Source organism: Paraeggerthella sp. (assembly GCF_048427265.1).
Classification (GTDB): domain Bacteria; phylum Actinomycetota; class Coriobacteriia; order Coriobacteriales; family Eggerthellaceae; genus Paraeggerthella; species Paraeggerthella hominis.
Map to the genome: position 1 here is coordinate 1 of NZ_DBFOSR010000124.1, position 13,434 is coordinate 13,434.

General features: G+C 59.1%; 12 protein-coding genes. 1 reads left to right on the forward strand and 11 read right to left on the reverse strand.

Annotation, left to right across the window (positions count from 1 at the left end; all coding sequences use genetic code 11):
• Nucleotides 1-21: 21 nt before the first annotated feature.
• Nucleotides 22-477: a transcriptional regulator NrdR gene (gene nrdR, locus ACMNI9_RS11080; protein WP_114566097.1), complete on the reverse strand. Its 456-nt coding sequence runs from the start codon at nt 475-477 to the stop codon at nt 22-24.
• Nucleotides 478-1,039: 562 nt separating this feature from the next.
• On the opposite strand from nrdR, the gene lexA reads away from it, so the two are divergent.
• The gene (lexA, locus tag ACMNI9_RS11085) at nt 1,040-1,678 is read left to right on the forward strand and encodes a transcriptional repressor LexA (RefSeq protein ID WP_418832125.1); all 639 of its coding nucleotides are present in this window, start codon (nt 1,040-1,042) and stop codon (nt 1,676-1,678) included.
• A gap of 175 nt (nt 1,679-1,853) precedes the next feature.
• Here the strand turns inward: lexA and hflX are convergent, their stop codons facing one another.
• The 10 genes from hflX to rimO form a co-directional block, all read right to left on the reverse strand.
• Nucleotides 1,854-3,167, reverse strand: a complete 1,314-nt coding sequence (gene hflX / locus ACMNI9_RS11090; protein ID WP_418832128.1) for a GTPase HflX — start codon at nt 3,165-3,167, stop codon at nt 1,854-1,856.
• A 32-nt stretch (nt 3,168-3,199) separates the two neighbouring features.
• Nucleotides 3,200-4,156 carry a tRNA (adenosine(37)-N6)-dimethylallyltransferase MiaA gene (gene miaA, locus ACMNI9_RS11095; RefSeq protein ID WP_418832131.1) on the reverse strand — a complete coding sequence of 319 codons (957 nt, stop codon included), beginning with the start codon at nt 4,154-4,156 and terminating at the stop codon, nt 3,200-3,202.
• A complete protein-coding gene (gene miaB, locus ACMNI9_RS11100) occupies nt 4,149-5,510 on the reverse strand; it encodes a tRNA (N6-isopentenyl adenosine(37)-C2)-methylthiotransferase MiaB (protein ID WP_114566101.1) in 1,362 nt (453 codons plus the stop codon). The genes miaA and miaB overlap by 8 nt, the downstream gene beginning before the upstream one ends.
• A 13-nt stretch (nt 5,511-5,523) precedes the next feature.
• Complete coding sequence (locus tag ACMNI9_RS11105; protein ID WP_216528519.1) at nt 5,524-5,871, reverse strand: stage V sporulation protein S; 348 nt, start codon at nt 5,869-5,871, stop codon at nt 5,524-5,526.
• Between the two features lie 169 nt (nt 5,872-6,040).
• Entirely contained in the window at nt 6,041-7,141 is a 1,101-nt protein-coding gene (locus tag ACMNI9_RS11110; protein ID WP_418832135.1) for an ATP-binding protein, read from the reverse strand.
• Nucleotides 7,142-7,153: 12 nt separating this feature from the next.
• Nucleotides 7,154-8,686 carry a ribonuclease Y gene (gene rny, locus ACMNI9_RS11115; protein ID WP_114566104.1) on the reverse strand — a complete coding sequence of 511 codons (1,533 nt, stop codon included), beginning with the start codon at nt 8,684-8,686 and terminating at the stop codon, nt 7,154-7,156.
• Nucleotides 8,687-8,989: 303 nt separating this feature from the next.
• Entirely contained in the window at nt 8,990-9,643 is a 654-nt protein-coding gene (locus tag ACMNI9_RS11120) for a regulatory protein RecX (RefSeq protein WP_216528521.1), read from the reverse strand.
• A gap of 6 nt (nt 9,644-9,649) precedes the next feature.
• Complete coding sequence (recA, locus tag ACMNI9_RS11125) at nt 9,650-10,708, reverse strand: recombinase RecA (RefSeq protein WP_114566106.1); 1,059 nt, start codon at nt 10,706-10,708, stop codon at nt 9,650-9,652.
• A gap of 268 nt (nt 10,709-10,976) precedes the next feature.
• On the reverse strand, nt 10,977-12,230 hold the full coding sequence (gene pgsA, locus ACMNI9_RS11130; protein WP_418832140.1) for a CDP-diacylglycerol--glycerol-3-phosphate 3-phosphatidyltransferase: 1,254 nt from the start codon (nt 12,228-12,230) through the stop codon (nt 10,977-10,979).
• Nucleotides 12,231-12,234: 4 nt separating this feature from the next.
• On the reverse strand, nt 12,235-13,434 hold a 1,200-nt coding region (gene rimO / locus ACMNI9_RS11135), incomplete at its 5' end, for a 30S ribosomal protein S12 methylthiotransferase RimO (protein ID WP_418832143.1).

The window sequence follows — 13,434 nt, forward strand, 5'->3', positions numbered from 1 at the left end:
TGTTTTACCGGTATTGTAAGGTCAGTCATGGTATCGCAACCCTTCAAGTGCAGCCGAGAATTCTTCGACGTTCTGGAAGTCCTTGTACACGCTCGCAAAGCGAACGTAAGCCACATCGTCAAGCTTAGCTAGACGGACAAGCGCCATATCGCCTAGTTCTTTCGATTTAATCTCGCTCTTGGAGGCGTTGCGGAGCTCGCTCTCTATACTGTCGATAAGCGATCCTATTTGTTCAGGCGATATAGGCCTTTTCGCGCATGCCATAAGCAAGCCGCGCATGAGCTTTTGACGGTCGTACGCTTCGGACGATCCGTCCGTTTTGATTATGAGCAAGGGGTTGTCGCCTAGTCGTTCGTACGTGGTGAATCGTCGGCCGCAATCAAGACATTCGCGACGGCGCCGTATAGCCGTGCCGTCTTCGGAAGGTCGGGAATCGACAACCTTCGATTCAGGATTTCCACAGGCTGGGCAACGCATAGGCTGGACTCCTTCTCTCGAATTTGCCCTAGCCTAACATACTACATATAGTGGTTCAATCGCGTTCTTTGATCACTGCAAGAAAACCAACGCCTCCACTGTGCAATCACATGCGCCGCTTGAAAACCGTCTCAGTTACAAGCTCAAGAGCACGCCGGCAAAAGAACAAGCCGTAAGAACGATTCCACCCGCAACAGCCTGCCCCGTATTAAAGCGATCATAAGCCCGTCCGCGACAATTACCCTGCCGTAAAGTCCGAACAAAGCCTTGGAGCGTACCGCATGATCCTGGACGGGAGGCAGAAATCGATCGAACTTCAAAGCCATCAGAAGAGGCCGCATGATTCGGGAACGAAAGTATGCGCGCGTTTTTTACCGAGCAATTATGAAGCTCGGGTTGCAAAGCAGACGTGCCGTCAGTCGGGTAGCGCACCTCAAAATTCCTCATCTTTCTGCCTCCTTGCTCTTGCGTAGAACCTTTGTTCGCGTATATAATAGAGCGAACAAAGGTTCATGTCAACATAAAATCAAAACATTTGTTCGCTTTTAGGAAAGGATGGAGTATGTCCGAAAAAGTGACGAAGCGCCAACAAGCTGTACTTGATTGCATTGAAGAGTGCATTCGCGAAAAGGGGTACGGCCCTACCGTGCGCGAGGTTTGCCAAAGCTTGGGGCTCTCCTCCCCTTCCACAGTGCACGTTCACTTGAAAGCGCTTGAAGACAAGGGGCTTATCAAGCGCGACCCGCTCAAATCCCGTTCTATAGCGCTTACCTATCCCCTTGAAGATGCTGCGCTTGTAACGAACGTCGTACAGCCGAGTTTCAGCAAGATCGTGAACGTTCCGCTGGTCGGAAACGTTGCAGCAGGCTCTCCCATCCTTGCGGAAGAGAACATTACCGACACCATCTCTCTCCCGACCGATATAGTGGGGGATTCTCCCTCGTTCCTTCTATCGGTTCGCGGGGAGAGCATGATTGAAGCCGGGATCAACGACGGTGACTATGTTGTAGTGAAAGAGCAACCCGTTGCGAACAACGGGGATATCGTCGTGGCGATTATCGACGACGGTGCAACTGTCAAGCGCTTCTTTAAAGAGCAGGATCATATTCGGCTGCAACCGGAGAACTCTTCCATGGACCCCATCATCACCCGCGATTGCTCCATCGCGGGCAAAGTAGTCGCAGTGTTTCGCCGTCTTTAAGCATAAGCGGTTTTTCGAGAGAGACGCACTCCCTTATGGTGGCGAAACGATTTCAGGCCCATGTTAGAGTTGCTCTAACATGGGCCTGACGTGCAGATCTTCTCGTGTGCTGCGATGCGGTTAGCAAGGATTCGCATGATGCAGCAAGCACGCGACCTGGAAACTGCCCGTCGTTTTATTCTTCGCAAACGAACGGCGCGAACAATCCGGAAAACGAAGGCGATGCCAGCATGGTGATTTTCGTTCCCTGCTCTTCGTGGGTCTCCGATAGAATATGGCAACGCTCGTGCGCAAGCGAAACAAGATCCCCTCGGTGGTACGGCAGCAACACGCTCAGGTGATCGTCATGCGCGGAAGCAACGCGCGCAATATGCTCGATCAGCCCTGCGATCCCCTCCCCTGTTTCGGCGGAAACGAACCGAGCCTGAGCATGACGCGTCTCGAGCGCATGTTGATGCTCCTGGTCAAGCAGGTCGCATTTATTGAACACGAGAATGCGCTGAAGATCTTGAGCGCCAATTTGACCCAGAATGGCATCGACGGCATCTATCTGACCTTGGTATTCCTCTGAAGAAGCGTCCACTACATGCAGTACCAAATCCGCGCCCGTAATCTCGTCAAGCGTCGATTTGAACGCCTCGACAAGCGTCGTCGGAAGCTTTTGAATGAACCCGACCGTATCGGTGATGGTTATTTCCCGGCCTTCAGGAAGCTCGAACTTGCGCGTCGTGGAGTCCAGCGTTGCGAACAGCTTGTCGTACGCAAGCACATCGGCCTTCGTCAGACGATTGAGCAAGCTCGATTTACCCGCATTCGTATAGCCCGCCAACGCCACCTTGAACATGCCGCTCTCGTAGCGACTTTCACGCTGCACCGCACGCACTTCAGAAAGATGCTTGAGCTCGCGCTTGATCGAAGTGATTCGCTTGCGAACCATGCGCCGGTCGACTTCGAGCTGGCTCTCGCCTTCGCCGAAGCGCGATCCCACACCGCCGCCCATGCGGTTCGATGCCAAGTGGGCCCACATGCCGCGCAGGCGAGGTAGCAAGTACTGGTTTTGAGCCAGCCGCACCTGCAGACGACCTTCCTTGCTGGTTGCATGCAAGGCGAAGATGTCCAGGATAAGGGCCGTTCTGTCGATGACCTTCACATCGCGCCCTACCACCTTCTCCAGATTCGCCTGCTGAGAAGGCGTCAGTTCATCGTCGAAAACGATGAGGTCCGCAGCATGGGCGCGTGCGAGCTCGGCAACTTCCTCGGCTTTGCCCGTGCCTACGAAGGTGCGAGGATTCGGCGCCTCGAGCTTTTGCGTCGTGCTGGCGACGACGTCGGCTCCCGCCGTATCTACCAACCGCTCGAGTTCTGCAAGCGACGAGGCTAAGGGCCATGCGGTTCCGGGTCGGTCGACCCCCACAAGAACGGCCCGTTCGCGCCGTACTTCGGCAGTAGGCGTCATGCCGCGCGTAATCACTGCTTCGAAATCGGACATCAAGCCATCCTTCCCAGAGAACATCGCTATCTTCAACAACCGCTTGCAAGCGGTTGAGCTTCTTCGAGAACCGCTAAAGACGCGCGCAGCATCGCACGCACATCGGGAGCGTTTGCATCGATCCAGCGGATGCGCGCATCTTTGCGAAACCAGGTACGTTGTCGCTTAGCGTACCGGTGCGTTGCCGTTTTGATACTGAGAATCGCTTCCTCCATGGTAGTTTCACCGTCAAGCGCGGCAACGATCTCTTTGTACCCGATAGCCTGCGGAGCCGTGATTCCGTTTCTGAACCCTTTTTGGAGCAGATGCTTCACTTCGTCGACCAAGCCGTCTTCGATCATCTGGTCGACACGTGCGTCGATCCGAGCGCGAAGAACATCGGGATCGACCGCCAACCCCACGAACACGGCGGGAACGCATTGCGGCAACTGCGCAAGTTTGGCGCGCTGTTTGGCGTACGTCGTACCGTCCTCGAGAAGTTCGAAGGCACGAGCAACGCGCTTCACGTCGGCAGGCGGAATCAAAGCGGCACTTTCCCTGTCGCGATCCGCAAGAAGATGCCATAGGGCTTCAGGGCCTTGCTCCTGCGCAATGCGATTGCAGCGATCTCGTACAAGATTGCCGACCTGCTCGCCTTTGGGAAAATCGTAATCGTCTATCGCTGCGCGCACGTAAAACCCCGTACCGCCGCAGAGCACGCTTCTTCGTCCGCGCGCGTCGATGTCAAGAAAACAATCTCGCGCATACGCCTGGAACAACGCCGCCGAATAAGGCTCGCCCGGGTCGACCAAGTCGAATCCGTGGTGGGCCACGATGCGATCCCGAACAGGGAGCTTTCCCGTGCCGATGTCCATACCGCGATACACTTGCATCGAATCGGCGCTGACCACTTCGCCGTTCAATTCGAGGGCAAGCGTTTGCGCAAGCGCAGTCTTGCCCGATGCCGTAGGACCTACGACGCATACGACAGGGGCCGAAAGGCTAAGCACCGTCTACAACCTCGCCTGCCAGATACCACGTTTTCGCTTCGTCGATGCGCACGCGCACCGTTTGGCCGGTCAGGCTCTCCACCGAAAGTCCTGCAGGAACAGCTGCGTGAACGGTTTGGTTCTTCGGGCTCTTGCCCGTCAGAAGGGTTTCGTCGCGCTTCGATCCGCCCTCTACCAGCACATCCACCGTAGCTCCCAGGTCTTTCTGATTCGCCTCGAACGCCTTGTCCTGCACAAGGTCCACCAAGCGATCGAAACGCTGCTGGATAACCTCGCGCGGGGTGCTATCGTCCATGGAGGCGGCAGGCGTGCCTTCGCGCTTCGAATAGATGAACGTGAACACCTGGTGGTAGCCCACCTCGTCAAGCAATCGGTAGGTATCTTCGAAATCCTTGGCGGTCTCTCCCGGAAAGCCTACGATGATGTCGGTCGACAGCGCAATATCGGGGCAGGCGTCGCGCAGTTTGGCGATAAGGCCCCGGTAGTGCTCGCGCGTGTAGCGACGATTCATCGCAGCTAAGACGGCATCGGACCCGGACTGAACCGGAAGATGCAAAGCAGGCATAAGGGAGCGTAGCGAACCGAATTTCGCGATCACCTCGTCGGTCAAATCCTTCGGATGGCTCGTGGCAAAGCGGAGCCGCTCGATTCCCGTTGCGTCGAGCGCATCGAGCACCTGCGCGAAACGAGGCGATCCATACAGATCGCGACCGTACGAATTCACGTTTTGGCCCAACAGCGTGATCTCTTTTACGCCGGCAGCCACATACCGCTCGGCTTCGCTGACGATGTCCTCGAGCGGACGCGACTTCTCCCGCCCGCGCACGTACGGCACGATGCAGTAAGAGCAGAAGTTGTTGCAGCCGATGGTGATGGGAAGCCAGGCCGCCCATTCGTGCTCGCGCGCCGTGGGCAGCTCGGTCGGAAACGAAGAGGCCGCATCGAGCACTTCCACCTGATGGCCGCCCTCTTCTATAGCTGCCTGCAAAAGGCGTGGCAGCGATCCTAGATTGTGCGTTCCGAACACCACATCAAGATGAGGCAGTTCTTCGGTAAGCTTCTCGCCGTCGCGCTGGCCGATGCAGCCTCCAACGGCCACAACGCGTTTGGAAAGCGGCGTGCCTTCGCGCAGCGGGATATTCTTGAGCGAGGCGACTTGGCCGTACAGGCGCGTATCGGCCGCTTCGCGAACGCAGCACGTCATGAACGCGACGATGTCCGCATCCTCGATGGAATCCACCATGAGGGCCCCTAAGCCCTCGAGCATCCCGGCAATACGCTCGGAATCATGCTTGTTCATTTGGCATCCGAACGTACGGATGCAGAACGTCAAGTTCATAAAGGGAGTTTGCATAGGCTCGTCTATCTTAGAGGTCGGAAAGGGAGTCGCGACGCTCGTCGGAAACGGAAGCTCCGACGCCGCGCGTATAGCGAGGATCTACCGCGAATCGGATTGCGGTGCGGTACTCGCCGTCGATTACGATGTCGGCGAACGAAGGGACGCAAGCGATTTCGATTCCAATAGGCGACAGAAACCCTCGAGAAATAGCGATGGCTTTGACTGCCTGATTGACGGCTCCCGCTCCCACGGCTTGAATCTCGACGGAAACGCCGTCCTTCACCATGCCGGCGATGGCGCCCGCTACGGAAGCGGGCGACGATTTCGACGACACCTTCAGGCAGCCGACGTCTGGCTTATGCTCTGTAGTGGACATGCATATCCTTTTTCGTTTGGTCCGTTACGCGTGCGTTTAGTTCGATAAATATGCTTCGCTCAGCCTGCAATGTTTATGCATTCAACATTCTACCCATTCGATCTATGGCGTGCAACCTGCGGGTATACCGAAACCATGGAGAACTCGAAGCGAGCAGGGCGTCCAGGCGTTATCGCAACTTGGCAATAGGAATGGCGATGCGAATGCAGTCCTTCCCAACGCGAACCTCCGGGCTTACCCCCGATTCGAGGTAGTAATCGCGCGCCACGTCTTCGAAAGCTGCGGCAACGCGCTTCGAGAAGATCTCCAAATCCTCGGTGGCGATTTTCAGGCCGCGCGCATCCTGTGCAGCTGCGCGATCGCGCACGTTGCGCGGAGGTGTCGGGGCGTTGTCGGGCTCTGGAACAGCCTCGATGCGAATTCGATCGATAAGCGGCGATAACGGGGCTATTTCTCCGTCCATGATGCGTCGCGCGCTTCGCTCGGACAATTCAAGGCCCAATCGGGCCGCTTCCTGTGCGAACGAAGCGGGGTCGGCGCACACCGACAACCGCTTGCTGACGGGAAGGCGGGATGGCTCTTTGCAAAACGCCCTTGCCGACGAGGTCAGCGAAGCAAGCCCGAAGGCGTACAGCGTGGCGGCCACGTCCGTAGCGGATCCCAGGTATACCGTGCAGCTTGTTCTGCTTTCAATGGCGAACTCGCATGCCGTACGCAGTATGTTTTTAGGACCGCGTACGACCACGTTCCCCGATTCATTTCGCTCGAACGTGGGGAAACTCGACTGATCGGTCTTCTCCCCCACCTTGTCCAGGTTCGTCTCGACGTACAGCGAAGATCCTTTGCCCGAATCCGAAGCTGCTACGTACGCAGACTCGGAATTGACGGCAATAGAGTACAAAGCCATGCCGCGTCCGTGGACGCCCCACTTATCCATGGACATAGTGTCGAGCTTCGAGGTAACGCGCGGCTCGAAGATGCGCTCGTGCATGGAAGGGGGAACGCCGTCTCCATCGTCGATCATGACCAGTTTCCGCCGCCGATCCTCGCGGGTAACCGCAAGGAAGATACTGCGCGCATGAGCATCGCGTGCGTTTCTCAACATCTCGATAACGATGTCTTCCGTTGACCGTATGTCGTGCGCAGCTTGGCGCCGCTCGGCTTCTGCGCTCCTCAAACGGACGAAGCCATCCCCGAGGTCGGTTTCGACCCGGAGATGGCTTTCGCCGCAGACGTCCTCGATGAAGCTCTCGAGAGAGTCGTGCTTCACAACAGATCCGCCTTACTTCGCGATGCCGACCGCACGGCTCTCGCGAATGACCACGACCTTCACCTGGCCGGGGTACTGCATCTCGTTTTCGATGCGCTGCGCGATATCGTGGGCGAGCACCGTGGTAGCCGCTTCGTCCACCGCTTCGGGTTCCACCATGACGCGTACTTCGCGACCCGCTTGGATTGCGTAGGTGCGCTCGACGCCCTTGTACGAATTCGCGATTTCCTCAAGTTTCTCAAGACGCTTGATATAGGCGTCAAGCGTCTCTTTGCGCGCACCGGGGCGCGCGGCGGATACGGCGTCTGCAGCCTGGACCAGAACCGCAAGCACGCTCGAAGGCTCCACGTCGTTGTGGTGAGCCTCGATAGCATGCACGATATCGCCCTTTTCGCCGAAACGGCGAGCAAGGTCGGCGCCGATCACGGCATGGCTTCCCTCGACCTCGTGGTCAACGGCCTTTCCCAAGTCGTGCAGCAAGCCGGCGCGCTTGGCCGGAATGGGATCGAGTCCCAACTCCGAAGCCATGACGCCCGACAGGTACGCGACTTCGAGCGAATGGTTGAGCACATTCTGCCCGTAAGAGGTGCGGTACCGCAAACGACCGAGCGTCCGCACGAGCTCAGGATGCAGGTCGTGAATTCCCGTATCGAACGCAGCTTGTTCGCCGGCCTCCTGGACGCGTTGGTTCACGAACGCCTCGGCCTTGCCGAACATCTCCTCGATACGAGCCGGATGGATGCGGCCGTCCGCAACAAGGTTCTCCATCGTGACGCGACCGATCTCGCGGCGCACCGGATCGAAGCAGGAGATCGTCACGCACTCAGGGGTGTCGTCGATGATGAGGTTCGTGCCCGTCAGCTGCTCGAACGAGCGAATGTTGCGACCTTCGCGGCCAATGATGCGGCCCTTCAGGTCATCCGACGGAATATGGATGGTCGATACCGTGGTTTCAGCGGTATGGTCGGCCGCAACGCGCTGGATTGCCAGGCTCAGGATCGAACGCGCCTTCTTGTCGGCCTCGGCCTTCGCGCGCGCTTCAGCATCGCGAATGATGGCTGCAGAGGCATGCGTGACCTCGTCCTTCAGCGTATCGAGCAGCTCGGCTTTCGCCTCGTCAGGACTCATGCCTGCCACGCGCTCTAGACGGTGGTTGATCTCCTGCTCTGCCTCGGACAGATCGCGTTCGCGGCGATCGAGCTGCCCTTGCATCGACGAGATCTGATGTTCGCGCGAATCAAGCGACTCCACGCGACGGTCGAGCGATTCCTCACGCTGGGATATACGGTTCTCGGCGGCGCGCACCTCGCGCATGCGCTCCTTGCTTTCAACTTGCGCTTCCTGCTTGAGCCGAAGCGCTTCGTCCTTCGCTTCGACGATTGCTTCTCGGCGCAACGTCTCCGCCTGTCGTTTCGCATCGGTCACCACGGATTCCGCTTCTTGCGCCGCACGCTTAGTGGACGCATTGACGAGAAAACGCGTGATGACGAATCCGAGGGCGATGCCAGCTGCGGCTCCGACAACGAGCCAGATGATTTCAGGCATACGCTCCCCCCTTTCGTTTCGCATTCTGTCAGTGTGTTTCAAAGTACTCGTAGGCATAAAAAATCCCGGCAAAACCGGGCATGAGCGAACGCACGCGATACGGGAAGCATCGTATGAATTTGTCTATAAGAAGTACCCTCATCAGGTACGTTTCACCCAAGCTTCTATACATAATAAGGCTTGTATGCGATTTGTAAAAGCCCTCGACAAGAAATATTCGGAAACGACAAGGCGAAACGCACCTTCACGAACAGGGTCGGCAAAACGGAGGCGTCGGACGGCTTGTACGTCCGGCGCCCGGCCTTACCCTATCCGGTCGAACTGCGCCGAGCAAAGGGATTCATGCCATTGACGGGCGGCTGAGGAAGCGACCGATGAGCCGTAGCCCTTCTGGACGAGTTTTCTATACGCCGCCTCTCGAGCGTTCTTCGACCGAGGGGGCTTCCGCTCGAGCAAAGCGATGGCGCGCGAGATCTCCGACGCATCGTCGCCGACCCCCTGCCCTTCGGACAACGACGCGACTTCGTCGACGGCAATGCCAAGATCCTCGAGCTCGGCGACGATGCCGCGGCGCCCCTTGCCCTGCGAAAGACGGCTTCGGACGAGCACGTCGGCATAGCGAAGATCGTCGACAAGACCGCATGCCTGGGCGCGCGCCACCGCTTCCTCGACGGCATCCTCGCAAAATCCCTCGCGCACTAAACGTCGGCGCAAAGCCTCGCTTGCCTGTTCGCGCGCGCAGGCAAGGCGCTCGATCTTGCGAAACGCGCGCTCAGGCGAATCGTCCGGCCCTTCTTTATCCCGGCCGACGGAAACGCTCTCGCACGAGGCGGGTCGTGCTTTTCGCTCGGAGCTCGTTGCCTGACGCGCACCGGGCAACGACGACCGTTCCCCCGATTCGATCGCAGCGATATTCGCCCGCAAGAGGGCTTTCACGTCGTCGGAGCTATGCGACATGACGCGCTACTTCTTTCCCTTGGGCTTCGCTACCGGAGAGAGGACGTCCGCCTCTTCTGCCGTTCGCGTGATAATGGGGATATCGAACGCCTCGCGCACCTTGTTCTCCAGTTCGTCGCGCAGATCGGGGTTCTCCCTAAGCGTCTGCTTCGCGGCTTCGCGGCCCTGCCCCAAGCGCTCTTCGCCGTAGGTGTACCATGCACCGGACTTTTTCGCGACGCCGGCCTCTACCGCCATATCGACGATGCAGCCTTCGCGAGAAATGCCCTCGCCGTACATGAGATCGAATTCAGCCTGGCGAAACGGCGGCGCCACCTTGTTCTTCACGACTTTCGCGCGCACGCGGTTGCCCACGATCTCGCCGTCTTTTTTGATGGAGTCGATGCGTCGGATGTCGATGCGCACGCTCGAGAAGAATTTGAGCGCCCGTCCGCCGGTCGTGGTTTCGGGATTGCCGAACATGACGCCGATCTTCTCGCGCAGCTGGTTGATGAAAATGCACGTGGTGTTCGACTTGGAGAGCGAGCCTGCCAGCTTGCGAAGCGCTTGAGACATAAGGCGCGCCTGCAAGCCCACCGTAGTATCGCCGATCTCGCCTTCGATCTCGGCCTTGGGCACAAGAGCCGCCACGGAGTCGATGACGATGCAATCGATGGCGCCGCTTCGCACCAGCATGTCGCAGATTTCAAGCGCCTGCTCGCCGGTATCGGGCTGGGATATAAGAACTTCGTCGATGTCGACGCCGAGACGCGCCGCGTACACCGGATCGAGCGCATGTTCGGCGTCGATGAAAGCGACGATGCCGCCGAGCGCTTGCGCTTCGGCAAGCACCTGAAGCGCAAGCGTCGTCTTGCCGCTCGATTCAGGACCGTAGACCTCCACGATGCGCCCGCGCGGCACCCCTCCGATGCCCAATGCGGCATCAAGAGGAAGCGAGCCTGTGGGTATAGCGCCAATATTGAGGCTCTGGTCGCTTTCGCCGAACTTCATGATGGAGCCTTTTCCGAACTTGGTCTCGATCTGATCGGTGGTCAGCTTGAGCATCTTCGATTTTTCTTCGTTCATGCGCTTCCTTCTCTTTCCGCAGGTGCGCCAAAGCGCCGCTTTTCGACTTCTCCTATTATACGAACATCTGTTTGTCGGTCAAGCATTTTTATCGGCAAGTCCGCAATTCAAGTATAGAAGCCCTTTCTAGCTGAATCATGACGCGCGTACAGCCAAAAACCCGCTCGATCCTTTTCGAATCAAGCGGGTTTCCAACATGGTTCTATCGGGGACCTGCGTCGAATCTTGCTGAAGCGCCACGCGAATCTAGCAGAAACCTATCGTCGCTCTAGCGGCTTTCCAGCGCATGCTGCATGACCTGGAGCGCAGCGCGCACCGTTTGGAGCCGCACTTGCTCGCGCGTGCCGGCAAAGCAGCGCGTCTCCGCTTCGACCGTACCGCAGCCGTCAGCGCAGCCGAGCCATACCGTCCCCACCGGTTTGCCCGGCTCCGCTCCCCCCGGACCGGCTATGCCCGTCACAGCCACCGCCACGTCGCAGCGAAGCTCCGCGCACGCACCTTGAGCCATGGCCTTCGCGGTTTGCTCGCTCACTACGCCATGCGCGGCGATCGTGTCGGGATCCACCGCAAGCACCAGGCTTTTGACCTCGGTCGCGTAACTGACCACGCTTCCGCGCATCACATCGGAACTGCCCGGGATCTGCGTAAGCGTAGCGGCGATCAGCCCGCCTGTCAGGCTTTCCGCCGTTCCGATGGTCTTTCCAGCTGCACGCGCCGTGGAAAGCACGGTGGAAGCAAGGGCCTCGAGCGCCTCGGGGGCTATCTCGGCAAGATCCGCATCGGAAAGGACCCGGCTCTCTGCGGGCGCAGCAGGCGACGCCGGTTCGGACGCCACCGCGCGCGCATCCTTCGATCCCCGACGCTTCCGCTTCGGCTCCTTGGGCTTCAGCCCGATCAGGTGACGCGCTTTGTCGATGTAGTCCAGCATGGACACGATGGTCAGCACGAGCGCCACGATCATGACGAGCCAGCTGATCATCCACATCCAGTCCGAGAACGCAGCGTGCACGCTGCCCACCATGTAGCTGTCCTTGATGGTGAACAGCACGATAGCCACCATCTGCGAAACGGTTTTCGCTTTGCCGTACCAGCTGGCAGCGATAACCACGCCCTCGCTGGCCGCCACCATGCGCACGCCCGAAACGATGAACTCGCGAGCCAAGATGACGAGCACCACCCAGCTGGGCAGGGCTCCCAGCTCGATGAGCGCCAGCAGGGCCGCCGCAACAAGGATCTTGTCTGCCAGCGGATCCATGAACTTTCCGAAATCGGTGACTTCCCCCCGGCTGCGGGCCAGGTAGCCGTCAAGCCAGTCGGTGCATGAGATCAGAATGAATATGCCGGCAGCGATGAGGCTCTTGGAGTCGTCCGCCACCTGCGGCAGGCCGAACCACTGCGGCCAGGGGCTGAGCAATGCTACGACGAACAGGGGCACCAGGCAGATGCGCACAAGCGTCACGATGTTCGCCGGCGTCCACAGCTTGTCGGTCGGCGTGGGCTTCATCTGGCTTGAGCTGGCCATGGGACTACTCCCCCTCCATCTCGTACAGCAGCGTGTCCGTGATTTTCACGCGCTTGATCTGCCCCGGCTCGCCCGCCTCCACGTACGTGACGCCGTCCACCTCGGGAGCTTGGCACATGGCGCGGCCGAACAACTGCCCGTCCTCTTCCACGCCCTCCACAAGCACGTCCAATTCAAGCCCCACGCGGGCGGCTATGCGCGGACAGCATACCGCGTCCGCAAGGTCGCGCAAGCGCTGCGCGCGGTCGGCCTTCTCGTCTTCATCCACCTGATCGGGCAAATCATAGGCCTTCGTGCCCTCTTCGCGCGAATACGGGAAGACGCCCACGTAATCGAACAGGCCCTCTTCCACGAAATCGCACAGATCCTCGAACTGATCGTCGGTTTCTCCGGGGAACCCGGCTATCAAGGTAGTGCGCAGCGTGGCATGGGGAATGCGCGTCCTCACGCGGTTCGCAAGCGCCTCGAACTCGGCGCGCGAGCCCGAACGATTCATCGCGCGCAAGATGGAGGGATCGACGTGCTGCAACGGGATGTCGAAGTAGTCGCACACGTTTTCGTGCGAGGCTACCGCATCGAGCAGCTGATCGGTCAGCCCTTGCGGCTGGATATACATCACGCGGAACCAAGTATGAGAAAACTCTTCGGCCAAAGCGGAAACCAGCCATGCGAGAGAAGAGGGCTCGTCGAGATCCGTCCCCCATCTGCCAGTGTCCTGAGCGATCAGCACGATCTCGCGAACGCCCCCGGCAACCAGCCCGGCTACCTCGGCGCGCACGTCCTCGTACGCGAAGCTGTGGTACCGACCGCGGATGTACGGAATGGTGCAGAAGCTGCAGAATCGGTCGCACCCATCGGATATCTTCACGTAAGCCGAGACGCTTGTCGGGGCCGTTTGCTTCGCGCAGGCGGCTTCCACCGTATCGAAGCGATCCGATGCAGCGGGTTCTTCGCCAAGGCCGAGCGCGTCCACGAGAACCTGCGCGATGTCGTCCTCGCGGCTGCACGGAACGAACGCGCGCGCTTCGGTCAGCTCGCCTGCAAGGTCGTCGCCATAGCGCGCCGGCATGCATCCGGCAACGATGAGCGCGGCTCCCTCGGCCACATTGGGAAGGCCCGCTACATCGAACACGGCCTCGAGGCTTTCCTCGGTAGCGCTTTGGATGAACGAGCACGTATTGACCACGACGGCGTCCGCGGCGGC